Source organism: Actinophytocola sp. NPDC049390, from assembly GCF_044466355.1.
In the GTDB taxonomy this organism is placed as follows: domain Bacteria; phylum Actinomycetota; class Actinomycetes; order Mycobacteriales; family Pseudonocardiaceae; genus Actinophytocola.
Genome location: NZ_JBITMQ010000011.1, coordinates 274,349 through 298,951, shown reverse-complemented (window position 1 = coordinate 298,951; position 24,603 = coordinate 274,349). Strand labels below are relative to the sequence as shown.

General features: G+C 71.9%; 24 protein-coding genes. 10 read left to right on the top strand and 14 right to left on the bottom strand.

The genetic code is table 11. The annotated features are described in order from the left end of the window. Positions 1 to 373 precede the first annotated feature (373 nt). Positions 374 to 1,183 (top strand): SMP-30/gluconolactonase/LRE family protein, encoded by an 810-nt coding sequence (locus tag ACIBVP_RS29435; RefSeq protein ID WP_396109586.1) that lies wholly within the window; start codon positions 374 to 376, stop codon positions 1,181 to 1,183. Here the strand turns inward: ACIBVP_RS29435 and ACIBVP_RS29430 are convergent. Both ACIBVP_RS29430 and ACIBVP_RS29425 read right to left on the bottom strand, forming a co-directional pair. Next, positions 1,093 to 4,338: an ATP-dependent helicase gene (locus ACIBVP_RS29430; RefSeq protein WP_396109585.1), complete on the bottom strand. Its 3,246-nt coding sequence runs from the start codon at positions 4,336 to 4,338 to the stop codon at positions 1,093 to 1,095. The genes ACIBVP_RS29435 and ACIBVP_RS29430 overlap by 91 nt on opposite strands. After that, positions 4,335 to 7,553 carry an ATP-dependent helicase gene (locus ACIBVP_RS29425; protein WP_396109677.1) on the bottom strand — a complete coding sequence of 1,073 codons (3,219 nt, stop codon included), beginning with the start codon at positions 7,551 to 7,553 and terminating at the stop codon, positions 4,335 to 4,337. Before ACIBVP_RS29425 ends, ACIBVP_RS29430 begins: the two co-directional genes overlap by 4 nt. A gap of 81 nt (positions 7,554 to 7,634) precedes the next feature. Here ACIBVP_RS29425 and ACIBVP_RS29420 point away from each other — a divergent pair, with 81 nt between their 5' ends. After that, positions 7,635 to 7,922, top strand: coding sequence for an MGMT family protein (locus ACIBVP_RS29420; protein ID WP_396109676.1), 288 nt, complete (start codon positions 7,635 to 7,637; stop codon positions 7,920 to 7,922). Here the strand turns inward: ACIBVP_RS29420 and ACIBVP_RS29415 are convergent. The 4 genes from ACIBVP_RS29415 to ACIBVP_RS29400 all read right to left on the bottom strand — a co-directional run bounded on the left by ACIBVP_RS29415 (position 7,891) and on the right by ACIBVP_RS29400 (position 11,263). Then, the gene (locus ACIBVP_RS29415) at positions 7,891 to 9,105 is read right to left on the bottom strand and encodes an RNA polymerase sigma factor (protein WP_396109584.1); all 1,215 of its coding nucleotides are present in this window, start codon (positions 9,103 to 9,105) and stop codon (positions 7,891 to 7,893) included. The genes ACIBVP_RS29420 and ACIBVP_RS29415 overlap by 32 nt on opposite strands. Beyond that, complete coding sequence (locus tag ACIBVP_RS29410) at positions 9,096 to 9,407, bottom strand: YciI family protein (protein WP_396109583.1); 312 nt, start codon at positions 9,405 to 9,407, stop codon at positions 9,096 to 9,098. The genes ACIBVP_RS29415 and ACIBVP_RS29410 overlap by 10 nt, the downstream gene beginning before the upstream one ends. Continuing rightward, positions 9,404 to 9,733 (bottom strand): YciI family protein, encoded by a 330-nt coding sequence (locus tag ACIBVP_RS29405; RefSeq protein WP_396109675.1) that lies wholly within the window; start codon positions 9,731 to 9,733, stop codon positions 9,404 to 9,406. Before ACIBVP_RS29405 ends, ACIBVP_RS29410 begins: the two co-directional genes overlap by 4 nt. Before the next feature lie 549 nt (positions 9,734 to 10,282). Continuing rightward, positions 10,283 to 11,263, bottom strand: a complete 981-nt coding sequence (locus tag ACIBVP_RS29400) for a pirin family protein (RefSeq protein ID WP_396109582.1) — start codon at positions 11,261 to 11,263, stop codon at positions 10,283 to 10,285. A gap of 56 nt (positions 11,264 to 11,319) precedes the next feature. On the opposite strand from ACIBVP_RS29400, the gene ACIBVP_RS29395 reads away from it, so the two are divergent. Beyond that, on the top strand, positions 11,320 to 11,847 hold the full coding sequence (locus ACIBVP_RS29395; RefSeq protein WP_396109581.1) for a hypothetical protein: 528 nt from the start codon (positions 11,320 to 11,322) through the stop codon (positions 11,845 to 11,847). Here the strand turns inward: ACIBVP_RS29395 and ACIBVP_RS29390 are convergent. The 4 genes from ACIBVP_RS29390 to ACIBVP_RS29375 all read right to left on the bottom strand — a co-directional run bounded on the left by ACIBVP_RS29390 (position 11,834) and on the right by ACIBVP_RS29375 (position 16,064). Further along, complete coding sequence (locus tag ACIBVP_RS29390; RefSeq protein WP_396109580.1) at positions 11,834 to 12,631, bottom strand: TIGR02569 family protein; 798 nt, start codon at positions 12,629 to 12,631, stop codon at positions 11,834 to 11,836. The two genes, ACIBVP_RS29395 and ACIBVP_RS29390, sit on opposite strands and share 14 nt — an antisense overlap. Before the next feature lie 85 nt (positions 12,632 to 12,716). Continuing rightward, entirely contained in the window at positions 12,717 to 13,895 is a 1,179-nt protein-coding gene (gene moeZ / locus ACIBVP_RS29385) for an adenylyltransferase/sulfurtransferase MoeZ (RefSeq protein WP_396109579.1), read from the bottom strand. A gap of 99 nt (positions 13,896 to 13,994) precedes the next feature. Beyond that, on the bottom strand, positions 13,995 to 14,996 hold the full coding sequence (locus tag ACIBVP_RS29380) for a DUF3152 domain-containing protein (protein ID WP_396109578.1): 1,002 nt from the start codon (positions 14,994 to 14,996) through the stop codon (positions 13,995 to 13,997). A gap of 69 nt (positions 14,997 to 15,065) precedes the next feature. Then, complete coding sequence (locus ACIBVP_RS29375; RefSeq protein WP_396109577.1) at positions 15,066 to 16,064, bottom strand: alpha/beta fold hydrolase; 999 nt, start codon at positions 16,062 to 16,064, stop codon at positions 15,066 to 15,068. 84 nt (positions 16,065 to 16,148) lie between these two features. On the opposite strand from ACIBVP_RS29375, the gene ACIBVP_RS29370 reads away from it, so the two are divergent. Both ACIBVP_RS29370 and ACIBVP_RS29365 read left to right on the top strand, forming a co-directional pair. After that, positions 16,149 to 16,793, top strand: a complete 645-nt coding sequence (locus ACIBVP_RS29370) for a TetR/AcrR family transcriptional regulator (RefSeq protein ID WP_396109576.1) — start codon at positions 16,149 to 16,151, stop codon at positions 16,791 to 16,793. A gap of 16 nt (positions 16,794 to 16,809) precedes the next feature. Further along, positions 16,810 to 17,526: a TetR/AcrR family transcriptional regulator gene (locus ACIBVP_RS29365; protein WP_396109575.1), complete on the top strand. Its 717-nt coding sequence runs from the start codon at positions 16,810 to 16,812 to the stop codon at positions 17,524 to 17,526. Positions 17,527 to 17,578: 52 nt separating this feature from the next. On the opposite strand, the gene ACIBVP_RS29360 is transcribed toward ACIBVP_RS29365, so the two are convergent. Both ACIBVP_RS29360 and ACIBVP_RS29355 read right to left on the bottom strand, forming a co-directional pair. After that, the gene (locus ACIBVP_RS29360) at positions 17,579 to 17,806 is read right to left on the bottom strand and encodes a DUF3107 domain-containing protein (RefSeq protein ID WP_396109574.1); all 228 of its coding nucleotides are present in this window, start codon (positions 17,804 to 17,806) and stop codon (positions 17,579 to 17,581) included. 38 nt (positions 17,807 to 17,844) lie between these two features. Then, the gene (locus ACIBVP_RS29355) at positions 17,845 to 18,516 is read right to left on the bottom strand and encodes a ferritin-like fold-containing protein (RefSeq protein ID WP_396109573.1); all 672 of its coding nucleotides are present in this window, start codon (positions 18,514 to 18,516) and stop codon (positions 17,845 to 17,847) included. 169 nt (positions 18,517 to 18,685) lie between these two features. Here ACIBVP_RS29355 and ACIBVP_RS29350 point away from each other — a divergent pair, with 169 nt between their 5' ends. The 4 genes from ACIBVP_RS29350 (at position 18,686) to ACIBVP_RS29335 (ending at position 23,326) form a co-directional block, all read left to right on the top strand. Continuing rightward, the gene (locus tag ACIBVP_RS29350; RefSeq protein ID WP_396109674.1) at positions 18,686 to 20,323 is read left to right on the top strand and encodes a DEAD/DEAH box helicase; all 1,638 of its coding nucleotides are present in this window, start codon (positions 18,686 to 18,688) and stop codon (positions 20,321 to 20,323) included. Positions 20,324 to 20,329: 6 nt separating this feature from the next. Continuing rightward, positions 20,330 to 21,721: a hypothetical protein gene (locus ACIBVP_RS29345; protein ID WP_396109572.1), complete on the top strand. Its 1,392-nt coding sequence runs from the start codon at positions 20,330 to 20,332 to the stop codon at positions 21,719 to 21,721. Positions 21,722 to 21,852: 131 nt separating this feature from the next. Beyond that, positions 21,853 to 22,695, top strand: a complete 843-nt coding sequence (locus ACIBVP_RS29340) for an alpha/beta fold hydrolase (RefSeq protein WP_396109571.1) — start codon at positions 21,853 to 21,855, stop codon at positions 22,693 to 22,695. Positions 22,696 to 22,759: 64 nt separating this feature from the next. Continuing rightward, positions 22,760 to 23,326, top strand: coding sequence for a dihydrofolate reductase family protein (locus ACIBVP_RS29335; protein WP_396109570.1), 567 nt, complete (start codon positions 22,760 to 22,762; stop codon positions 23,324 to 23,326). Here ACIBVP_RS29335 and ACIBVP_RS29330 read toward each other — a convergent pair. Beyond that, a complete protein-coding gene (locus ACIBVP_RS29330) occupies positions 23,295 to 23,717 on the bottom strand; it encodes an SRPBCC family protein (protein WP_396109569.1) in 423 nt (140 codons plus the stop codon). The genes ACIBVP_RS29335 and ACIBVP_RS29330 overlap by 32 nt on opposite strands. Before the next feature lie 23 nt (positions 23,718 to 23,740). Here ACIBVP_RS29330 and ACIBVP_RS29325 point away from each other — a divergent pair, with 23 nt between their 5' ends. Continuing rightward, positions 23,741 to 24,259 carry a TetR/AcrR family transcriptional regulator gene (locus tag ACIBVP_RS29325; protein WP_396109568.1) on the top strand — a complete coding sequence of 173 codons (519 nt, stop codon included), beginning with the start codon at positions 23,741 to 23,743 and terminating at the stop codon, positions 24,257 to 24,259. On the opposite strand, the gene ACIBVP_RS29320 is transcribed toward ACIBVP_RS29325, so the two are convergent. Beyond that, positions 24,260 to 24,562, bottom strand: a complete 303-nt coding sequence (locus ACIBVP_RS29320; protein WP_396109567.1) for a hypothetical protein — start codon at positions 24,560 to 24,562, stop codon at positions 24,260 to 24,262. Positions 24,563 to 24,603 lie beyond the last annotated feature (41 nt).

The following is a 24,603-nucleotide window of genomic DNA, read 5'->3' as shown; positions in this document are numbered from 1 at the left end:
ATAAGTGGTTGCCCTCGTTGACGCAGACGTTGCCGGCAATGGACCGCCACTTCCCGCCGCAGTGGCTGGTCTTCCCGAACGTGGTGCGGTACGGCTTGGCGCAGTGCCCGCCTGACTCGCGATCGACGTGGCGGCCTGCCCGGCGCAACACCCGGCGCCAACCGCCCGCATCCCCTCTGAGCTGCGAAAACACCGCGCCCAGAACGTAACCTCAAGCCCCACCCGATCCCGGGGGCCACCCGCCTTGCCAGTCTACCGGTGGGGGGCGACGAATTCGGGTCGCGCGCACGTACCTGTGGACAACCGAAGCACCTGTGGACAACTCGTCCTCGCCGACCTGTCGCTGTCGGACCTGTCTGTTCGTATACGCGGCATGACTGAACTGCTGCTTTCCGGCCGAGGACTGCTCGAGTCCATCCGCTGGCACGACGACCACCTCTACGTCTCCGACTGGTCCTCGGGCGAGATCCTCGACGTGACCGCGAACGAAACCCTGGTCGCCACCCGCTCCTTTCCCCTCTGCTTCGACTGGCTCCCCGACAACGGCATGGTGATCGTCCAGTCGACGGAAGGGAAACTGCTCCACCGCGCCCCGGACGGCACCCTCACCACCGCGGCGGTCCTCGGCGACGGCACGTGGAACGACATCACGGTCGACCCCGACGGCGACGTCTACGTCAACGGTCCGGGAGGCACGATCCACCGCGTCCGGGGCAGCACGACGACACAGGTCGCCGACGACCTCGCCTTCCCCAACGGCATGACGGTCGTCGACCGCACCCTGATCGTCGCCGAGTCGTACGCCCACCGCCTCACCGCGTTCGACATCACTGACGACGGCCTCACCAACAGACGCACCTGGGCCGAACTCGACGACCACGCCGCGCCGGACGGCATCAGCGCGGACAACGGCACGGTCTGGTACGCCGACGTCCCCAACCAAGCCTGCGTGCAGGTCGCCGAGGGCGGCGAGGTCCTCAGCAGCACAGCACTCGACCGCGGCGCCTTCGACTGCGTCGTCACCGGCACGACCATCTACGTCGCGACCGCGACATGGCGCGGCATGAGCGAACTCGTCGCCCCCGGAAGCGGTCAGGTGGTCGGGATCCCCCGCAACAACGTCCGCAGCGCGGGCGCGTCCATCAGGTCCACCGGCCGCAACGTCACGTTGGAGCGCACGTAGTGGAACGCCGCACGCACCTGGGACACCGGCACACCGGACAGGCTCGCCCACGCCAGCCGGTACGCGGCGAGCTGCACCGACAACGCGGGCAGCTCCTCCTCGGACGGCACCGCGCCGGTCTTCCAGTCGACCACGGTCCACCCGCCGTCGGTGTCGGCGAACACCGCGTCGAGCCGCCCGCGCAACGTCATGCCGTCGACGTCGCAGGTGAACGACACCTCGACGTCCGTCGGCGACCGTTCCGCCCAGTCCGACGCCAGGAACGCCTCCTGCAGGGCCTCCAGATCGGCGTCCGCGGCGGCCTCGGCGTCGGCGGAGCCGGGCAGTTCGTCGAGGTCGAGCAACGCCCGCGACCCGAACCGCTTCTCCAGCCAGGCGTGGAACGCCGTCCCGCGCCGGGCGACGGGGTTCGGCGGGAACGGCAGCGGGCGGCGCAGCCTGCGCGCCAGCGACGCGGGGTCGCGCGCCAGTTCCACCAGCTGGCTCACCGAGATCGAGTCGGGCAGGGTCACGTCCTCGTGCCGGTTCGCGGCGGCCGCGCGCTCGGCGAGCAGCACGTCCGTGTCGGCGATCCAGCCCTCGGGGTCGGGTTCCAACGACAGCTGCTCCCCCGACCGCAACGACGCCAGCTCGGTGCGGACCATCGTCGCGGCGTTCTCGATGTGGCCGCGCGCGGGCGACAGCGGGTCCGCGGGCCACAGCGCGGTGCGTTCGGCGTTGGCGAGCGGGTTCTCCTCGTGCTCCTCGGGTTCGGACGCCATGAACTCGACGGACGCGACCTGTTCGTCCATGGTGCCCACGGCGGACGCGACCTCGGTGAAGAAGTCCGACGGGCCCTTCGGCTTGGCGCCCGTGCGGCCCCACCAGTGCGCGGACACCAGCAGCGTCCGCTCGGACCGGGTCAGCGCGACATAGCAGAGGCGCCGTTCCTCGACGAGGTCCCGCTCGGCGAACGCCTCCGCGTGGTTGGTCAGCTCGACCTCGACCTCCTTGCGGTTCCCGGCGGCCGACAGGTCCAGTTTCGGCAGGTCGGCGGAGTCACCGCGCAGCGCGGCGGGCAGCTCGGTGACGGCACGCAACCAGCACGACGTCCGCTTCCTGCTGGGGAACACGTCCTTGACCAGGTGCGGCACGGCCACGATCTCCCACTCGAGGCCCTTCGCGCTGTGCACGGTCAGGATCTGCACCCGGTCCTCGGCGACCTCCACCTCGCCCGGTTCGAGGCCGTCCTCCGCGCTCTCCGCCGCCGCCAGGTAGTCCAGCAGCGCGCCGAGGCTGGCCGACGGGCTGGCCTGCGCGTAGTCGGACACGACGTCGGCGAACTTGTTCAGGTGGGCCCGCCGGGCGCCGCCGACCCTGGCGGTCGCCTCGACGTCGAGCAGCATGGCGCGTTCGACGTCCGCGACCAGCTCGGGCAGCGGCTGGTCGAGCCGACGCCGCAGCATCCGCAGCTCACCGCCGAGCGAGCGGATCCGCCGGTACCCCTCGATCGAGTACCGCGCGGCCTCGCCGGGGTCGTCGATCGCGTCCACCAGCCCGGCCTGCTCGGCCCCCTCACCGGGCACCATGTCGACAAGTCGACCTTCGCCGTCGGGTCGGTAGTCCCGTCCCAGCTCGGCCGCACGCTTCCACAGCGCGGCGAGGTCGGCCGCGCCGAGCCGCCACCGCGCGCCGGTCAGCAGGCGGGCGGCCGCAGCGCCGGCGAGCGGGTCGATGAGCACGCGCAGCGCCGAGGTCAGGTCGCGCACCTCGGGCTCGTCGAGCAGACCGCCGATGCCGACCACCTCGACCGGCAACCCTCTGGCACGCAAGGCGGTCGCGATGTCGGTCATGTCCGCGCGACGCCGGACGAGCACCGCGGCGGTCGGCGGTCGGTCCCGTTCGTCCGCGGCCAGGTGCCACCGCTGGGCGATCTCGTCGGCCAGCCACTCGACCTCCGCGGTCACGTCCGGGAACAACCCGACCCGGACGTCCGCGGGGCCGCGCCCCGGTGGCGCCCGCAGCTCGTCGACGTCCAACCCGGCCCCCCGCAACGGGCCGGAGATCGCGTTCGCGAGTGCCAGCACCTCCGGTGGGTTGCGGAAGCTCGTCAGCAGGCCGTACCGGGTGGCGGGCACGAGCTCCTCGTTGTCCAGCTTGGGAAAGTCGGTGACGAACCGGGGCAGGTTCGCCGCGCTCGCGCCGCGCCAGCCGTAGATCGCCTGCACCGGGTCGCCCACAGCGGTCACCGGCATCGGGGTCTTGTCACCGAACAGGGACCGCAGCAGGACGCGCTGTGCGTGGCCGGTGTCCTGGTACTCGTCGAGCAACGCGGTGCCGTAACGCTCCCGTTCCCCCGCCACCACCTCGGGTTGTGTGCTGGCGAGCCGGGCGGCGAGTGCCATCTGCTCGGCGAAGTCGAGCGCGCCTTCCTTGCGTTTCGCGTCGGCGTAGGCCTGTACGAGCGGCAGCAGCGCGAGCCGGAACCGTTGTGCGGCAACGACTTCCTTGAGGTCCTGGGACAGTTCGGCGCGCTGGCGCGGGCCGCGGGGCGCGTTCTCGATGGTCGACGCGAGGTCCTCGCTGTACTCGCGCAGCCGGTCGAGGTCGACCAGGTGCTCGGCCAGCTCACCGGCGAGGTCCAGCAGGTAGCGGGTCACCGTGACCGGCACCCGCTCGGTGTCGAGGTCCTGGGTCCACGTCGACACCACGCGGTGCGCGAGCTGCCAGCAGGCGGTCTCGGTCAGCAGGCGGGCGCCCGGCTCGACGGGCAGCCGCAGCCCGTGCTCGGCGACGAGCCGACCCGCGTACGCGTGGTAGGTCAGCACGGTCGGCTCGCCCGCGTACAGGTCGGCGAGCAGTTGCCCGCTCGGGTCGAGCCGCCGGGGCAACGCCGAGCCGGCCAGCCTGCGCAGGCGCGCGCGGACCCGGTCGGCGAGCTGGCGCGCGGCCTTGCGGGTGAACGTCAGCCCGAGCACGCGCTCCGGGGTGACGATGCCGTTGGCGACCAACCACACCACGCGCGCCGCCATGGTCTCGGTCTTGCCCGCGCCGGCCCCGGCGACCACCAGCGCCGGCTCGGTGGGCGCGGCGATGACCTCGGCCTGTTCGTCGGTGGGAGCGGGCAGACCGAGTTCCTTCGCGATGTCCCTCGGGGAGATCACCGTGGACGTCACTCCGGGACCTGCCGCCCGCTGGCGTGCATGGGGCAGCTGGTCCGGACCGGGCAACGCGGGCAGTCCGGGTTCTGCCTGGCCAGGTACTCGGGTCCGGTGCTGGCGGCGGCCGCGTCGGCGACCACGCCGGTCCAGTGCTTCACGCCGTCCTCGCCGACCGGGTCCTGGTTGCGTTCGGTCGCCGCCTTCTTCCGGTTGGCCTTGGCGACGTACAACAGCCGCGCACCGCCGGGTTCGCGGTCCAGACCGAGCTGGGCGAACGCGCCGTAGGCGGCGGCGAGCTGGTAGACGGCGAGCTGCGGGTGTTCGCGCGCGTCGGCCTCACTCACCACGTTCTTGCCGGTCTTCACGTCGACGACCACGGGACGGCCGTCGTTGTCGACCTCGAGCCGGTCGACGCGGCCGCGGACGTGGACCGGGGGTTCGGTCTCGGGGATGTCGACGGCGAAGTCGTGCTCGACCGCGACCTGCGTCAGTTCACCGCGGGTGGCGGCCATCCAGGAAAGGAAGGTGTCCAACATGGCGTGTACCCGCTGACGTTCCCGCCGCGAGAACCACGGCGCGCCCGCGTCGACGGCGTCCCACGCGCGGTCAAGCTCGGCCCGCAGGTGCACCTCGTCGGCGCCGGAGGCGGCGGCCTGCGCGAGCGCGTGGACGAGCACGCCGGTGATCGACGCGAGCTCGGCGGGGTCGGTGCCGCCGTGCCGTTCGACCATCCAGCGCAGCGGGCACTTGGCGAGCGTCTCGACGTTGGACGGTGAGACGGTGACGCGTTCCCGCTTGTCCCGCAACGGGTTCGCGGTGGACAGGTCGGCCAGGCCGTACCAGCTGTCCGGGTGCGCGCCGGGCACCCCGGCCTCGGCGAGGCGGGCGAGCTGGCGGGCGGCGCGGCGCCTGCGGTCGTCGGACGCGTCCGGGTCGGCGACCGCGCGGCGCAGGTCGCCGACGAGGTCCGCGAGCACGAGTGCGCGCCGGGTGCCGCCGAGCGACGTGGGCCTGCCGGCGTCCGCCAGCTCCTCGATGTCCACACCGGACAGTTCGGCGAGGAACCGGGACGGCTGCTCGTCCTCGCCGCGGATGGCGGACACGAGCAGCTTGTGGCGTGCGCGGCTCGCGGCGACGAGCAGCAGCCTGCGTTCCTCCGCGAGCAGCGGCGCGATCGCGGACAGCTGCTGGGACTCCTCCACGCCCGACAGCCGGTCGACGAGTCGTTCGACGCCGAGGAAGGAGCCACGCAGCCGCAGGTCCGGCCAGGTGCCCTCCTGGACGCCGAGCACGGCCACGACCGTCCACTCGCGACCGACGGCGCCGTGCGCGGTGAGCACGGAGACGACGTCGTCGCGCTGCGCGGACGGGGCGAGCGTGTCACCCACGATGCGTTGGGAGGCAAGGAAGTCCGCGAAGCCGGTGACGCCGGCGCCGGGCAGCCGGTCGGCGTAGCGGGCGGCGGTGTGGAAGAGGCCGACGATCGCGTCGAGGTCGCGGTCCGCTTGCGCGCCAAGGGTTCCGCCGCGCTGTGACTGCGCGGCCCACCGCGACTCGAGCCCGCTCTGCTGCCACACGAGCCAGAGCACCTGCTCGATGCCGACGTTGTCGGCGATGGCCTCGCGCGCGGTGGCGAGCAGCCCGGCGACGCGGCGGACGCTGACGGCCTCGGCGTCGTCGAGTGCGGCGAGGAGATCCTCGGACTGGAGGACCTCGACGATCAGCTCGTCGGACGGCCGGTCGTGCCCGGCGGCGAGTTCGAGCTTGCGCAGCCCGCGACGCAGCCGACGCACGGCCAGCGGGTCGGCACCACCGAACTGGCTGGTCAGCAGCATCTCCGCGCGTTCGGGGTCGAGCAGGCGAGGGTGCGCGGCGACCCGCAGCAGCACGAGGAACGGTCGCACCGCGGGCTGGCGGGCGAGCGGCAGTTCGTCGGCGTCGGTGGTGACCGGCACACCCGCGGCGGAGAGCGCGCGGTAGAGCACGGGAGCGGACCGCGTGACCGACCGGCACAGGACGGCCATCTCCGACCAGGGCACACCGTCGATGAGGTGCGCCCGCCGGAACTGGTCGGCGATCCACGCCGCCTCCGCGGCCTCGGTGGTGTGCAGCCGGACCTCGGCGCTGCCGTTCTTGCGCGAGTTCTCGACCTGCTCACCAGCCTGTTCATTCGGCATCGGCCGCTGCGGCGCGGAGCCGGGCAGCCGCGCGGCGAGCCGGGCGACGGCCTCCCGCACCGCGGGCGCCATGCGGTGCGAGAGGCGCAGTACGACGGTGCCGCCGTCGGGTTCGGTGTCGGCGAGCAGCCGAGGGTCGGACCCGCGGAACGAGAACACGGCCTGGTCGGGGTCCCCGGCGAGAACGAACTCCTCGGCGGCGAACCCGAGCCGGGCGAGCAGCTGGTACTGGAGCGGGTCGAGGTGCTGCGCGTCGTCGACGAGCAGGTGCCGCACCCGCCGCCGCTCGGCGGCGACGAGGTCGGCGTCGGTGTCGAAGGCGAGGAGCGCCCCGGCGACCAGCTCGGCGGCGTCGAGCGCGGGCGCGGACTCCTGGGCCACGGCACTGTCGGCCGCCCCGGAGAGCAGGGTGACCTGCTCGTACTGGCGCGCGAACCGCCCTGCCGCGACCCACTCGGGCTGCTTGGCCTCCTTGCCGACCCGGATCAGGTCCTCGGGCCCGAGCCCGCGTTCGGCGGCGCGGAGCATCAGGTCACGCAGTTCCTCGGCGAAACCGGGCACGGTGAGCGCCTGCCGGAGCCGCTCCGGCCAGTACCCGACCTCGTCCTCGACGTCACCGGCGAGCAGCTCACGGACGACCGCGTCCTGCTCCGGCCCGGACAACAGCCGTGGCCCCGGCACGTCCCGCAGCTGCGCGTGGAGCCGGAGGACCGAGAACGCGTAGGAGTGCACGGTCCGGACGAGGGGTTCCCGCACGGTGCGCGGCACGTCGTCGGTGTCGTCGTGCTCGGTGATCAGCCGCGCGACCCCGGCACGAACCTCCTTCGCGGCCCGCCGGTTGTGGGTGATGACGAGCAACTGCTCGGGGTCGACCCCACCGTGAAGGATCCGGTGGGCAGCGGCCTCGATGAGCAGCGTGGTCTTCCCGGTCCCCGGCCCACCGAGCACGCGGACGAAACCGCGGGCACCCTCGAGCACGCCTCGCGCGGCCGGTTCCCACCGGGACGGCGCGCGGGGTGCAACCGGCCGGCGAACGAGCCGAGGTCCCGGCATGCTCGTGACGACCACGTCGACGATGGAACCACGCCGGGCGAACGAGGTCGCGGGCGGCACGCCGTCATACTTGCGTCCGTGGTGTCGGAGGAACTGCACGAGCGCGTACGGGAGATCATCAAGTCGATCCCGAGTGGCCAGGTGGCGTCATACGGCGACATCGCGGCGATGGCGTCGGCCCCCACCCCGCGACTGGTGGGCCGGATCCTGTCGGAGGACGGCCACGACCTGCCGTGGCACCGCGTACTGCGCGCCAACGGCACCCCGGCACCGGGCCTCGCCCGCCGACAACTGGAACTGCTACGAGCCGAGGGCGTACTGGCGGACGGCGAGAAGGTCAGCATGCGGAAGTACCGCTGGCAGCCGTAAGCCCGGCGAGGCGGCGAGCCAGAAAGCGGCGTTCCGCGTCCGTCGGCGCCTGGGCGACGGCTTCCTCGTAGGCCGCGCGGGCCTCCTCGTGCCGGTCGAGCCTGCGCAGCAGGTCGGCACGGGTCGCCGCCAGCAGGTGGTAGCCCTTCAGCTCGTCGCGAAGGCCGTCCACGAGCGCGAGTCCCGCCGCGGGTCCGTCGACCTCCGCCACCGCGACCGCCCGGTTCAACGACACGACCGGTGACGGGCTCATCCGCGACACCAGGTCGTACAGGTCCGCGATGCGCCGCCAGTCGGTGTCCGCCGCGTGCCGCGCGGTCGCGTGACACGCCGCGATCGCCGCCTGCAGCTGGTACGGCCCCGGCGCCGCGAACATCTCGTCGAGCACCGCGACCCCTTCGTCGATCATGGCGTGGTCCCAGCGCGAGCGGTCCTGCTCGGCGAGCGTGACCAGTTCGCCGTCCCCCGTCCGCGCGGCCCGGCGGGACTCCTGGAACAGCATCAACGCGAGCAGCCCACCGGCCTCCGGATCGGGCAGCAGCTCCACGAGCACGCGCGCCAGCCGGATCGCCTCCTCCGCCAGTTCACCGCGTTCCGTCGAGTAGCCCTCGTTGAACAGCAGGTACAGCACGCCGAGGACGCCTGCCATGCGTTCCGGCAGGAGTTCGGCTGGCGGCACCCGGTACGGGATGCGGGCGTTGCGGATCTTCCGCTTCGCGCGGACCAGCCGCTGCGCCATCGTCGCCTCCGGCACGAGGAACGCCCGCGCGATCTCCAGTGTCGTGAGGCCGGCGAGCGTGCGCAGCGTCAGCGCGACCTGCGCTTCGAGCGGCAGCGCGGGGTGGCAGCAGGTGAACATGAGCCGCAGCCGGTCGTCCGGGACGGCGTCCTCCTCGTCCGGCGGCGGGTCGTCGTCGACGAGCGGCGCGAGCTGCCGCAGGCGGCCGGACTCGGCGGCGCCGCGCCGGATGCGGTCCAGCGCCCGGTTGCGTGCGGCCGTGGTGAGCCACGTCCCGGGCCGGCGCGGCACGCCGTCCCGGGGCCAGGTGTCCAGTGCACGCGCGAACGCGTCGGCCGCGCATTCCTCGGCGAGGTCCCAGTCACCGGTGAGGCGGATCAGGGTGGCGACGACCCGCCCCCACTCTGTGCGGAAGGCCTCGTCGACGGCGGCGGTCACGGCCATACGGGTCGCAGCTCGATCGCGCCGAACTTCGCCACGGGGTGCTTCGCGGCGATGTCGATGGCCTCGTCGAGGTCGGCGCACTCGATGAGGTCGTAGCCCGCGATGTATTCCTTGGTCTCGGCGAAGGGCCCGTCGGAGACGAAGGTGCCGCCCTCCTTGGGCCACAGGGTGGTGGCGTCGCTGACCGGCCGCAACCGGCTGCCTTCGAGGCGGCGCTCCCCCGTCGAGGTGAGCCACTCGGTGGGGTCGCCCTCGCCGGTCAGCTCGGGGTCGGCGCACACGAACATCAGGAAACGCATCATTCCTCCCAGAACGGCCGGATCTCGATGGGGAACCGGCCGGCGGCCGGGTGGGTGGACGCGATGGCGATGGCCTCATCGAGGTCGGCGCACTCGAGGACCTCGACGCCGCCGATCCACTCCTTGGTCTCGGCGAAAGGCCCGTCGGACCGCAGCGCGCGCCCGTCCCGGACCCGCACGGTGACCGCCTCGTCCGGTGGCCGCAGGAGCGTGCCGACCCGCCGCGCGCCACGGGCCTCGACGTCGACCAGCCAGGCCGTGAACGCGGGCTGGACGTCGATCTCGGACGGACTGGCGAGATCGGACCCGTCGCTGCTGATCATCAACATGTACCGCACGTGTACCTCCAAGTCCGGCTGCACTGTGCAGCCTCCCACCCCCACGACGCGGCCACCGCCGCAAATCGACAGGCACACGACGGTCGATTTCGGCGAAGGGCGGCGTCGAGGGGGTGCGGAGAGGAGAACACGATGTACGTACCGACGGTGCTGACCCAGCCACCGACGCGGGAATCGGAAATCCGACTGGCGCGCTTGGTAGCGCGCTGGTCCCGCCGGTTCAAGGGCGAACCCACCCCACCCACCGACCGGGCACTGGGTCGCCTGACGGGTGAAGCCCGCTTGAGGTCATGTGGCCGCACGCGACCAGACTCCCGCACTGGGCGTCAAGCACCGGAACAACACCCCTGACCAGCGAAAATCGCGAAAATTCGCCGCCCAGTACGTAACCTCAACCCCCACCCGATCCCGGGGGCCACCCGCCATGCCAGTCTACCGGTACCCACCGACGGAACCAGGGCGCGAGCGGTCAGCTGTGGACAACCGAAGCACCTGTGGACAACCCGGCCCTCGCAGGTCAGGCAGGATGCCGGGCCTCGGTCACAGTGCGTCGTCCGCCGAGGTGCGGTGTGCCAGGTGCTCCGCCGGGATCTGGCCCAGGCGACCCGCCTGGAAGTCCTCGAACGCCTGGACGATCTCCTCGCGCGTGTTCATCACGAACGGGCCGTAGCGGGCGACCGGCTCGTTGATCGGGGCGCCGCCCAGCACCAGGACCTCCCACGCCGCCGAGCCGGCCGGCTGCGACGGCGACGCCTGGACCGACAGCGCGTCCCCCGGACCGAACACGGCCAGCTGCCCCTCCTCCAGCGGACGCCGGTCGGACCCGGCCTCGCCGCGGCCGGACAGCACGTACACCAGCGCGTTGTAGTCCGCGGGCCACGGCATCGCCAGCCGCGCGCCCGGGCTGACCGTCGCGTGCAGGTACGTGATCGGCGAGTGCGTCACGCCCGGACCGTCGTGGCCGTCCACCGCACCGGCGATCACGCGCACCAGGGCACCACCGTCGTCGCTCGACAGCAGTACCGCGTCGGTGGCGTGGATGTCCTGGTAGCGCGGCGTGGTCATCTTCAGCGCGCGAGGCAGGTTGACCCACAGCTGCACACCGTGGAACAGACCGCCGCGCGCGACCATCTCCTGCGGCGGCATCTCGTTGTGGAGGATCCCCGCACCGGCCGTCATCCACTGCGTGGCGCCGTCGGTGATGAGGCCGCCGCCGCCGATGGAGTCGGTGTGCTGGAACGCGCCGTCGATCATGTACGTCACGGTCTCGAAGCCGCGGTGCGGGTGCCACGGGGCACCCTTCGCCTCGCCGGGGCCGTACTCGACGGCGCCCATGTGGTCCAGCAGCAGGAACGGGTCCGCGAGCGCCAGGTCCGCACCGGGGAACGGCCGCCGCACCTGGAAACCCTCGCCCTCCAGGAACCTCTGCGCCGTCACCACCTTGTACGGCTCTCGCCACGCCGGGGCCGCCGGCACGGTGAGTCGGGGCAGGGTCAGTGTGTCCGCGGTGATCGCTGGCATGTCGGGCCTCCCGGTACGGAACGGTACGCCGCCTCCGGCCAGTACAGTGCCCGGTCATGTGGCGACAGCTCGGGCTGACGTGGCTGGCCGGCTCCGCGGTCACGGGCGCCATCGCGGTCCTGTTCACCGCCAACGCGCGCGGGCTGCCGTTCCTCCCGCTGGCACTGCTGTCCGGCCCGGCGCGCTTCACGCTCGCCGTGCTCCTGTTCGCCCTCGGCGGTGCCCTGCTCGCGATCGGCTGGCGCACCCAGCACGCGAGCTGGCTTCGCGGCGGTGGCCGGGGCGTGCTGCTCTGGACGATCCTCGTCGCGGGTGGCGGGCTCGCCGGCTGGGGCTACGCGGCCGCGGTGACCTTCGAGGCGAACTTCTCCCACACCGCACAGCTGGTCCTGGCCTACACCTGCGGCGGGCTGCCGTTCGCGCTGGTCGCGGGCCTGCTGGCGAAGCCGAAGCGGATGACCGTGGCGGCCGCGGCGCTCACGGCCATCGCGGTGCTCGTCGGGTTCGTGCTGCTCGACGGCCACCTGGAAACCCTGGTGCTGTACCTGTGGACGCTGTTCGGCCCGGTCGCTACAACGTGGTGATCTGCCGCGCGGCCCGCTCCAGGCCGCGCATCGACTGCTCCGTCGAGTGCGGGTGCAGTGCGTGCACCGCGAGCCGGAACAGCAGGGCGTGCAGCAACGCCTGCGGCCATTCCGCCAGGTGCGACCACCGCTTCGGCAGGCCCTCGTCCGCGCCGCCCCAGGCGAGCGCGTCCACGACCACCACCGCCGCGGCCCATTCGGCGGGGCGGTGGAACGCGGCGAAGTCGACGATGCCGGGTGCGGCGTCCCCGGCGAACAGGACGTTGCCGAACAGGTCGCCGTGCACCACCTGCGGGCGCAGCGACAACGGCTTGCGGGCGCCGGAGATGACGGCGAACTGGCGCCCGCCGAGCGACGGGTTCAGCGGCGCCTCCTCCTCACCGGAGGCGGCGCGGTCGGCCATCGCGAACACGTCGGCCCGCAACGACAGGAACCGCGGCACCGGCAGGTCCGCGGTCGCCTTGTGCAGCCGCAGCGAGGCGGCCACGACCTCGTCGTACCGCGGCTCCGGGCGGCCCTCGATGTGGCGGAAGGCGATCCACCCGCCGACGACGTACCGGCCGTCGCTCGACCGCAGCGGGCGGCCGATGCGCAGGTCGGGCACGTGCAGGTCGGTCAACGTCTGCGCGACCCACGACGCCTCGGCCGGGTTCGTCACCGGTCGCAACGCGATGTCGTCGCAACGCCACAGGGGGCCGGTGCCGACCAGTTCCGGCACGCTGTCCTTCGCGCCGAAGGCAGCACGCACGTGCTGGGGCGGCGGGGCAGGTGGGGACGCAGTCACGTCCAGGCACGCTACCCCGCCGAACCACCGAGCGTCGTGCAGGTCAGCCCGCCGTGCGCGTCGCTGACCCGAATGGACCAGCGGATCAGTACGTCGGCAGGCTGGTGTCCACGTCGCGTGCCCAGCCGAGCACACCGCCACCCACGTGCACGGCGTCCTTGAAACCGGCCTTGTGCAGGGCGGCGAGCGCCTCCGCGGACCGGGCCCCGGACTTGCAGTGCAGGACGATCGGCTTGTCCTGCGGCAACGACGCGAGCGCCGCGCCGGACAGGATCTCGTCCTTCGGGATCAGCGTGGACCCTTCGATCTTCACGATCTCGTACTCGTGCGGCTCACGGACGTCGATCAGCGCGAAGTTGTCGCCCCGGTCGAACTTCTCCTTCAGCTCACGCGGCGTGATCGTGGAGTTCGCGGCCGCCTGCTGCGCGTCGTCGGACACGACACCGCAGAACGCCTCGTAGTCGATGAGGCCCTCGACGGGCTTCGACTCCGGGTCCTTGCGGATCTTGATGGTCCGGTACGACATCTCCAGCGCGTCGTAGACCATCAGCCGACCGAGCAGCGGTTCACCGATTCCGGTGATCAGCTTGATCGCCTCGGTGACCATGACCGAGCCGATCGACGCGCAGAGCACGCCGAGCACCCCGCCCTCCGCGCACGACGGCACCATGCCGGGCGGCGGCGGCTCGGGGTAGAGGTCGCGGTAGTTCAGGCCCTGGCCGTTCGGCGCGTCCTCCCAGAACACGCTGACCTGGCCCTCGAAGCGGAAGATCGAGCCCCAGACGTACGGCTTGCCGAGCAGCACGGCCGCGTCGTTGACGAGGTAACGGGTCGCGAAGTTGTCCGTGCCGTCCAGGATCAGGTCGTAGGGCCGGAAGATGTCGAGCGCGTTGTCGCTGGTCAGCTGCTCCTGGTGGAGGATGACGTCGACGAACGGGTTGATCTCGGTGATCGACTCCTTGGCCGAGACGGCCTTCGGCTTCCCGACGTCCGAGACGCCGTGGATGACCTGCCGCTGCAGGTTCGACTCGTCCACCACGTCGAAGTCGATCACGCCCAGCGTGCCGACACCGGCCGCGGCCAGGTACAGCAGCGCGGGGCTGCCCAGCCCGCCCGCGCCGACGACCAGGACCTTCGCGTTCTTGAGCCGTTTCTGCCCGTCGACCCCGACGTCCGGGATGATCAGGTGGCGGCTGTAGCGGGCGACCTCGTCCTTGGTCAGCTCGGCGGCCGGTTCCACCAGCGGTGGCAAACCGCTTGCCATGGGTTCCTCCTCGACGCGTGACTGGATGACTCCAAGTCTCCCTACAGTCAACGCGATCGTCCCACCCGCTCTTCCGCGCCTCCCACATCGCGGGATTCGTCAGCTCGGCGGCTGGCCCTGCGGGTTGGGCCACTGGTTGGCGCGGCACGTCTTGCCGTCCGCCTGCACCGGGTCGGAGTTGCCGACCTGGTCGTTCAGGCGCGCCACGAAGTCGTTGTTCGTGCCGAAGGTCTGCTGCATCATCACCGGCGCGAGGTCGCCCTCCTTGGCGCAGCCGACGTGGCCGTTGCCGAAGGCGTGCCCGATCTCGTGGTTGATGGCGTACTCGCGGTACGAGCCGATGTCGCCGCTGAACGCGAGCGCGCCGCGCACCCAGCGGGCCAGGTTGATCATCACGCGCTTCTCGCTGCGCCGCCAGCACGACGACTCGTACTTGATCGAGTAGCCGCAGTAGTCCGGCCGGTGCACGGTGTTCGGCGTGCTCAGGCTGATGCGGATGTCCGGTTCGGTGTCGCCGTCGACCCGCTGCACGGACACCTGCCCGGTCGACGTCCAGCCGCGCGGGTCGGCGAGCGTGGTGTCGACGAGCCTGCCGAACGAGTCGATGCCGCCGTAGGGCGCGAGGTCGATGCCGTCCTCGATCTCGATCGTGTACGTGAACGGTTCGCCGGTGCCGACCCGCTTCGTCGTGCCGGGCAGGATGGTCCAGGTGCCCTTGCCGCTCTGTGGGAAGGACGCGCCGGGCGGCAGGTCCGCGGTCGGGATCTTCAGGTCCTGCGGCTTGGCGGGCTTCTCGCTGACCCCGGGACCGGAGGGCTGCTCGTCACCGGTGGTCTGCGGGCCGGCGGTCTGGGCGGCGGCGTCCTCGGCGGCCCCCACGTCATCGCCGCCGTCCCCGGCGGTCTGGATCACCACGAGCGCGGTGATCGCCACCAGCACCGGCACGGCGTACACGCGCCAGCCGTACGTCGTGAACAGGCCACCCTTCTTCCGGTGTGCCTTCTTCCCCGATTTCCCGCTGGGTCGCCACGACGCCGCGAGAGGCTCCGCAGACGTGCGGCGCTCACCAGCGCGGTACCGGTCATGGACCCGCTTCGTCACGGATCCAGGGTGCCACACCTCGATTCCCCCGCTGATCTGCGTGGCACGTCCGGGTGAAGCGCGACACGCTCACCAGTCGCCGGCCGCGACCTGCTCCCACATGCCCAGCACCGCGCGGGCGACCGTGCCCGGACGTTCCATCTGCGCGACGTGACCGGTCCTCGGCAGCACCAGCAGACGGCCCCTCGGGATGAGACGGGCGGTGCGCGGGGCCTTGCGCACCGTCACGAGCTTGTCGTCGGAACCCCACACGACCAGCGTCGGCGCCGTGATCCGGGGCGCGAGCGTCCACATCGACTTCGACTTCGGCACCAGCCACGACCGGAACAACCCGATCGTGCTGCGGGCCAGCGCCGGGTTGGCCCACACCATCCGCGCCCGCTCCGCGAACTCCCCCGCCGCCTCGTCCTTGCGGGACTGCGGCACCCGCGTGGCGTCCGCGAACACCAGCTCGAGCAGCTGCAGCACCCGCTGTTCCACGGGCACCGCCGCGAGCCTGCGCCGCACGGGCGCGCCGATCAGCGGCAGGTAGGCCAGCGCGAGCCGGGGGTCGGACATCCGGGAGACCAGCGGCCGCAGGTCCGGCACCGCGGGCGACACCAGCGTCAGCGTGCGGACCAGTTCGGGGTGGTCGGCGGCGACGTTCATCGAGATCGCGCCGCCCATCGAGTTGCCGAACAGGTGCACCGGGCCGACGTCGAGGCCGCGGATGAAGCGCGCGACCGCGTCGGCGTGCGCCGGGATCGAGTAGTCGAACCCGTCCGGCGGCTCGGTGCGGCCGAATCCCGGCAGGTCGACGGCGACGCCGGGCACCCGCGTGGACAGCTGGGCGGCGAGGTCGGTCCAGTTCGTCGCCGAACCGCCGAGTCCGTGCACGTAGACCGCGGTCGGGGCGTCGGAGGGCCCCTCGGTGATCCGGACGTGCATGCGGACGCCGCCCGTCGTCCGGTCCTCCCCCGGCCACGGCGGGATCGACATGTCGACGGCGGGCAGGACCGCGTCGGACAGCGGGACGAACGTGACCGGCGGGCGGGGTTCGGTGCTGGTGCTCACGCATCCAGTGTCCATGACTCTCCCGGACTTGCATTACCGACGAGTAAGGTCGTGGCCACGGGTCGGCAACCCCGGCTGGCGATGGACGTGGAGGGGCGCATGTCGGAGACGATTCAGCACGGTGTGGCCGGCCAGGCGAACCGGGCCGCGCGGTTGCCGCGCACTGCCCGGCGCGCCCAGTTGCTGGCCGCCGCACAGGACGTCTTCGCGGCGAACGGCTACCACGCGGCGGCCATGGACGAGATCGCCGAGCGCGCGGGCGTGTCCAAGCCGGTGCTCTACCAGCACTTCCCCGGGAAGCTGGAGCTGTACCTCGCGCTGCTCGAGATCCACGTGGACGAGCTGATCATGCGGGTGACCGACGCGATGGAGTCGACCACGGACAACAAGGTCCGGGTGCGCAACGCGGTGAGCGCGTACTTCGACTTCGTCGACGGCGAGAGCCAGGCGTACCGGCTGGTCTTCGAGTCCGACCTGCGCGGCGAGCCGGTCGTGCAGGCCGCCATCGACCGCGGCACGGACGCGTGCGTGCAGGCCATCACCAGGACCATCACCGCCGACGCCGGACTGGACGAGGAGCGGGCGCGGCTGCTCGCGGTCGGACTGGTCGGGATCAGCCAGGTGGCGGCCCGGTCGTGGCTCGCCGACGGGCGGACCATGGCCAAGGACGAGGCCGTCGGGCTGATCAGCACCCTCGCCTGGAAGGGCATCGGCGGCGGCTACCCGCTGCAACAGCAGTCGTAGGAGTGGATTCGGCCAAATGCCAGAAACAACCGGCGGCGCGACAGGTGACGCGAGGCGGGACCGCTGGCGCTCCCACCGGGCGGCACGGCGAGCGGAGTTCGTCGAGGCGGCGATGCGTGCGCTCGCCGAACACGGCCCGGACGTGGGCATGGACCACATCGCGGCCGAGGCAGGCGTCACGAAACCCGTCCTGTACCGACACTTCGCCGACAAGGCCGACCTGTTCGTCGCGCTGGGGCACCGCGGCACCGAGATCCTGTTCGACCGGCTCATCCCGGCGCTGAACAACGAGGAAGCGCCGGTCCCGCGCATCCGCAAGAGCCTCGACGCGTTCTTCTCCACCGTCGAGGAGCACCCGCACCTGTACCGCCTGCTGGTCCGCCGCTCGCTCGCGAACCGGCCGGTCGAGCAGGACATCGTCGCCGAGGACAAGGAGCTGATCGCGCAGGCCCTGTCGGCGCTGCTCGGCGACTACCTGCGGGCGATGAACCTCGACTCCGGCGCGGCCGAGCCGTGGGCGCACGGCATCGTCGGCATGGTCCAGAACGTCAGCGAGTGGTGGCTGGAACGCCGCACGATGAGCCGGGACGCGGTGGTCGAGTACCTCACGCAGATCATCTGGGCGGCGATCGACGGCTTCACCCGCGCCAACGGAGTCACGCTCGACCCGAACAAGCCGCTCGAGCTGAACAAGGTCGTCAAGCTCTCCGAGGCCCACCCGGACGTGGGCTGAACACGCGACAGGGGCAGGACCGGCGTGGCCCTGCCCCTGTCGCGAAGCACACTCAGGTGGTGACGAAGCCGACCTTCCGCGCGTCCGCCGAGCCGATCTCCACGTACGCGACGCGGCCGGACGGGACCAGGTAGCGGCGCCCCTTGTCGTCGATGAGCGTCAAAGTCCCCGAGGAGTCCTTCAACGCGTCGGTCACCAGCGACTCCACCTCTTCCGGAGTCTGCGAGCTGTTGATGAGCAGCTCCCGCGCGGTGTCCGCGACTCCGATCTTGACCTCCACGCTGAACCTCCATAGACCGCTAGAACGACTGTGCAAGGCTAGCCGAGACCGAGCGCGGTCATCCGCTTGCCGTGTTGCTGTTGCAACCGCCGGAACAGCGCGGCGATTCCGGCGAGATCGCCGGTGCCGGTGACGATCAGCTCGGCGAGTCCGTCCCGCTCAGCCACCACGTACTGGGCCTGCGTGAGTGCCTCACCCAGCAGTCGGCGCCCCCACAGCGTGAGCCGGTCGCGCACCGTGCGGTCGCGTTCGATGGCCGCCGTCACTTCGCGCTCGGCGAACGCGGAGTGACCCGTGTCACCCAGGACCTCCATCACCAGCGCGGAGGTCTCCTCGTCGAGCCAGGACGCGATCTCGCGGTAGAGGTCGGCGGCGAGCCCGTCCCCGACGTACGCCTTGACGAGTGATTCCAGCCACGACCGCGGCGCGGTGGACGCGTGCCAGGTGTCGAAGTGCCCGATGAACGGCCGCATCGCCTCCTGCACGTCGATGTCGTGCCCGGCGAGGTACCGCTCGATCCGCTGGTAGTGCCCCATTTCCGCGGCGGCCATCGCCGACAGCGCGGCGCGCCCGGCGATCGACGGCGCGGTCCTGGCGTCTTCCGCGAGCCGGTCGAAAGCGGACAGCTCGCCGTACGCGAGCACTCCGAGCAGGTCAACAACACCGGGATCGATGGCCCCCGCAGCGGCACCGTCGCGCGACTCACTCACGGGTTGCAGCCTATCCGCCGACCCCCGCAGGTAGACTTGAGAGGATGCGGCCTGTCAAATTGGCTGCGTACAGAGGGTGTGCGCGCCTCGCCGGCCCTCCCGCACGTGACACACGGTGCGGTCGAGCGGCCCGTCCAGGGCGGAGCGCGCTGGACAAGGGAGAAATCACATCACTGAACAGAACACACAGGACCTGGACCCGGTCACGCTGGACCACAGCGAGGCAGGGGTCCCCGACACCGACACGTCGCATCCGCTGAAGGCCGATGCGCCCGTCCGCCCCGACTCCCCCACGTTCGCCGAGTTCGGCGTCAAGGCGGAGATCGTCAAGGCCCTTTCCGAGGCCGGCATCGAGCGGACCTTCGCGATCCAGGAACTCACTCTGCCGCTGGCACTCGCCGGCGAGGACGTCATCGGGCAGGCCCGCACGGGCACCGGCAAGACGCTGGGCTTCGGTGTGCCGCTGCTGAACCGGATCACCACGCCGGGCGACGGCACCCCGCAGGTGCTGATCGTGGTGCCGACCCGCGAGCTGTGCCTGCAGGTCACCCACGACCTGACCGACGCGGGCAAGCACCTCGGCATTCGCGTCGAGGCCATCTACGGCGGCCGTCCGTACGAGCCGCAGATCGCGGCGCTGCGCAAGGGCGTCGACATCGTCGTCGGCACGCCGGGCCGGCTGCTCGACCTGGCCGAACAGCGCCACCTGGTGCTGGGCAAGGTCCGCGCGCTGGTGCTCGACGAGGCCGACCGCATGCTGGACCTGGGCTTCCTGCCGGACATCGAGCGGATCCTGCGCATGGTGCCCGACGAGCGGCAGACGATGCTGTTCTCGGCGACCATGCCGGGCCCGATCATCACGCTGGCCCGCACGTTCCTGAACCAGCCGACGCACATCCGCGCCGAGGAGAACGACGCTGGCGCCATCCACGAGCGCACCCGCCAGTTCGTGTACCGGGCGCACTCGCTCGACAAGATCGAGGTCGTCGCGCGGGCACTGCAGGCGGAGGGCCGCGGCCTGACGATGATCTTCAGCCGCACGAAGCGGACCGCGCAGAAGGTCGCCGACGACCTGGCGGAGCGCGGCTTCGCCGTCGCCGCCGTGCACGGTGACCTCGGCCAGGGCGCGCGTGAGCAGGCGCTGCGCGCGTTCCGCTCCGGCAAGGTCGACGTGCTCATCTCGACCGACGTCGCGGCGCGGGGCATCGACATCGACGACGTCACGCACGTCATCAACTTCCAGTGCCCCGAGGACGACGGCACCTACGTGCACCGCATCGGCCGCACCGGCCGCGCGGGCCGCGAAGGCGTGGCGATCACGCTCGTCGACTGGGACGAGGAGCCGCGCTGGAAGCTGATCAGCGACACGCTGGGCCTCGGCATGCCGGAGCCCGTCGAGACGTACTCGACGTCCGAGCACCTGTTCTCCGACCTGGGCATCCCCGAGGGGTCGACCGGGCGGCTGCCGCTCGCCAAGCGGACCCGCGCTGGCCTGTCGGCGGAGCCGGAGGAGGACCTGGGCGGCAAGAAGAAGGGCCGCAACCGGCGTCGTTCGCGCCGCCCGGCAGGCGGGTCCGACACACCCCGGACGACGGAGAACGGCGAGGGCGCCGGCGAGCCGAGGCAGCGCCGACGCCGTCGTCGCGGCGGTGGTGGCGGCGAGGGCGAGCAGCCCGCGGAGACGCAGGATGCCACGTCCGCGCCCAAGTCGGAGCGACCGGCCCGCACGCGTCGGCGTCGCAGCCGGGGCGGGGTGCCGGTGAGCGAGACGCCGAACGCAGGCGAAACAGGCGGTTCGGCAGACTAGTCCACCATGATTGGCGACGAGGACGTGCTCGACGCGACGGACGAGCCCGTCGAGCGTTCGGAACGCACCAGGTTCCACCGCAAGCGCGACGTCCTCGTCGCCGCTCTCATCGGGGTCGCGGCGCTGGTCGGCGGGCTGCTGCTGTGGCAGTCCAGCGACCTCCGCGCCACCACGTCGGAGACCGCGGACAGCCCCATGACCTCGCCCGCCCGGCCGACGACCTTCCCGCCGTCGCTCGCCGAGGTGTGGCGGGCGAAGTCGTCCGCGACACCGGAGCCGGTGACCGTCGGCCCGGCCGTGGTGACCGGCGACAACACGGACACGGGCGGCGAGGTCGCCGGGCGCGACCCGATGACCGGTGAGGTCCGCTGGCGGTACTCCCGCGACCTGCCGCTGTGCACGGTGTCGTCGGCGTGGCAGCTGGCGCTGGCCGTGTTCGCGAAGACCGACAACCTGCTGCCCGACGACGACCGGCGCAAGGCGGGTGGGTGCAGCGAGGTCACCGCGCTGTGGCCGGAGACCGGTCAACGCGGCCGTCCCGCCCGTCCCGACGAGCAGCGCGACAGCCCGTACCTGGGCACCCGCAACTCCGATGCCCAGCTGGGCACCCGCCTGCTGTCCGACGGCACGTACGTCACGACGACCGGCTCGTCCCTGCTGACGACGTGGCGCTCCGACCTGGTCCTGACCATGGAGTACGGCCGGATCGGTGCCATCCAGAACCCGGACAAGCAGCCGAGGAACGGCTGCGAGTACGGCACGGTCTCGGTGGTCACGGGCAAGATCGCGGTCGTCGAACGGTGCCCGACCGACCCCGGCGACCGGCTGACCGTGTACAAGGCGACCGGCGAGGACGACTCCGAGAAGCCGGTGGTCGTGGCCAGCGTGGTCGTGGGCCGGGGCGCCAAGGTCGTCGCGATGAGCGAGCAGTGCCGCCTGGACGCCGCGAAGCCGGACGAGGTGCAGCAGTGCACGGCGGTGGCCCTGCCGGACCCGAACCGGCTCGTGCTGCTGAACGAGAAGGGCGAGCAGGTCCGCTCCTACCCGCTGGAGCTGGCCGCGGGCGACCTGCGCGGCGACCCGGCGGACCACACGATGTCGGTGAACCGGGTGACGGGTGCCGTGTACTGGCACACCGGCTCCCGCACGATCGCCCTGTCCATGGACGACCTGCGTCCGCTGTGGACGGTCGAGAACGCGCTCGGACCGGGCACGGCCTTCGCGGGCAAGATCCTGGTCCCGGTGACCGGCGGCATCGCGGTCCTCAACCCCGCGACCGGCGAACGGGTCGCCACGACCCCCGTCGACCGCGGTGGCCACGACGGCGAGGTCACCATGTCCGCCCTGGGCCCGATGGTCTACGAACAGCGCGGCGACACCCTGGTCGCCCTCCGCTGAACCGCCCGGACCTGCGCGTTGTGGCGGTGTGAGCGAAGTCCAGGCTCAACTCCACGCGTCCGCGAGTGGTGGTGAGGCACACTCGGTACGTGAACATTCCGTCGCAGTTGAGCCCGCACGGGGCGGATCGCGTGGATCTGCACGGTCGGTACGGCCGCCTCGCCGCTTTGCGCAGGCGTGCGGTCGACGCGACGGATCCCAAGCCGACCGCCCTGCTGCTCCCCGGCTACACCGGCTCCAAAGAGGACTTCGCGCCGCTGCTCGACCCGATCGCCGCCGCGGGGTTCGAGGCCGTCGCCGTCGACCTGCCCGGGCAGAACGAGTCCGAGGGCCCGGATGACGAGGACGCCTACCTGCCCGCCGCGCTCGGCAGCGTCGTCGCCGAACTGGTCGGCAAGCTCGCCGCCGAGGGCGGCCCGGTCGTGCTGCTCGGCCACTCGTTCGGCGGGCTGGTCGCGCGTGCCGCCGTGCTCGCGGGCGCACCGGTCGCCGGCCTGACGCTCATGGCCAGCGGCCCGTGCGAGCTGCCGGAGGGCCTGCGCCGCCAGACACTGGACGTCGGCGAGCCCGCCATGCGCAAGCACGGCCTCGAGGCCGCCTACACGATGCGTGAGCAACTCGACGCCATGGCCCCGCCCCAGCCGGGCCGCACCCCCGCGCTGACGGCGTTCCTGCGCGACCGGTTCCTGCGTTCGCGCCCGGCGGCGCTGCTCGGCAAGGCCCGCGCGCTGCGCACCGAGCCCGACCTCGTCAGCTCGCTCGCCCGCGTGCTCCACACGTCCGGCACGCACTGCCTGGTGTGCTGCGGCGAGTTCGACGACGCGTGGCCGGTGTCGACGCAGCGCGACATGGCCGACCGGCTCGACGCCGACTTCGCGGTGATCCCCGCGGCCCGCCACTCGCCGAACACGGAGAACCCGGACGAGCTGCTCGCGACGCTGCTGCCGACCTGGCGGTCCTGGCTCGCCGCGTAGCGACTGTCGATCCGCGCCGCCGCCGTTCGTGTAGGGGACGAAACCGATCCCCAGGAGGTACACGATGGCGGAACTGGTCGTTTTCGAGCACGTGACGCTCGACGGCGTGATGCAGGCGCCGGGCAGGCCGGACGAGGACCGCCGCGACGGGTTCACGGCGGGCGGCTGGGCCGCGCCGTACATGGACTCCGTCGCGATGGCGCAGGCCGGGAAGAGCATGGCCACCTCGGCCGCGATGCTGTTCGGCAGGCGCACCTACCAGGACTTCCACGGCTACTGGCCGAAGCAGACCGACGGCAACCCGTTCACCGCGGCGCTGAACGCGGCGCCCAAGTACGTGGTGTCGACGACGCTCACCGACCTGCCGTGGGAGAACTCGGCACTGCTGCCGTCGCTCGACGCGCTGCCCGCGCTGAAGGCACGGCTGACCGGCGACCTCGTGGTGCTGGGCAGCGGTGAGCTGGTCGCCTCGCTGGGCACGCACGTCGACCGCTACGTCCTGTCGACCTACCCGCTCGCGCTCGGGCACGGCCGTCGCCTGCGGCTCCCGCCGGGCGAGTTCGAACTGACCGAGTCGGTCACGACCGGCACCGGCGTGGTCATCGGGACGTACGTTCGCACCACTTCTTGAGCGACGCCGCCTCGGTGGCGATGGCCTCGCGGACGAGCTTGCCCGCGAGCAGGTTCGCCAGCGGCGCCAGCGGCCCGGCCACGCTGAACGTGAGCAGCACCGAGGTGCGGCCGTTCTCCTCGGTCACCACGTGGTCGGCGGACATGCGCAGCCCGCGGCCGGTGCTGGTCCACGTGAACGAGCGCCCCTCGGTCAGCTCGGTGACGGTCCAGGTCCGCACCGGCTGCTTCGGCTGGCGGACGGTGGCTCTGCTGCCGCTGCGCAGGTCGTCGCCGTCGAGGTCGACCTCGATCATGGTCGGCGTCCACTCCGGCCACTTCTCGACGTCCTTGACGGTGCGCCAGACGAGGTCGGCCGGCGCGTCGACGGTGGTGGTCACCTCATGTCTCATGGCGCGACTGTACCATTTGGTACATGTCGCGAGCGGACCTTCTCGACCGCGTGATCACCTACCTGGCGGGCGCCGGCGTGGGTGACCGCAGCCTGCGCCAGATCGCGACGGGCGCCGGCACGAGCCACCGCATGCTGATCTACCACTTCGGCACGCGGGACGCGCTGCTCGTCGACGTGGTGCGCGCGGTGGAGGAACGGACCCGGGCGGCACTCGCGTCGCTGGGGGCGCGATCGCCACGGGAACAGGCGATCGAGTTCTGGCAGCGGTTGAGCGACCCGGCGCTGGCCCCGTACGAGCGACTGTTCTTCGAGCTGTACGGGGCGGCGCTCGCCGGTCAGGAGTCGTTCGTGCCGGTGCTGGACGGCATCGTCACGTCGTGGCTGGCGGACGAGCCGCGGTTCGCGGGCCTGTCACTGCCGCGTGCGCGGATGACGCTGGCGTTCGCCAGGGGCGCGCTGCTGGACCTGCTGGCCACCGGCGACCGCGACGCGGTGGACGCGTCGGTGCGCGAGTTCATCGACCTGGTGTGGCCCGAGTAGCTAGGCCCACCAGAACAACCACAGAGCGGTGCCGGACACGGCCACGACACCCAGCACGGACAGCGCGGCGGCCCAGCCGGTGAGCCGGTCGGCGTACCGCTGGACGAACACGGCGAGCAGCGCGGCGACGATGTGCCCGAGGACGGTCAGGGCGCCGGGCCCCGGCATGTCACGGACGAACGCCAGCACCTGGAACACGACGACGACCACGGCGAGCACGGACATGCCCACCGCCAGCGCGCCGGACAGCTCCCGCCATGGCCCACCCCGGTGCCGGGGCGCGGGTTCAGACCGTAAGGCCACAGGCAGCTCCGCCGTGGTCACGTTCGAGTAGTCCACAGGAC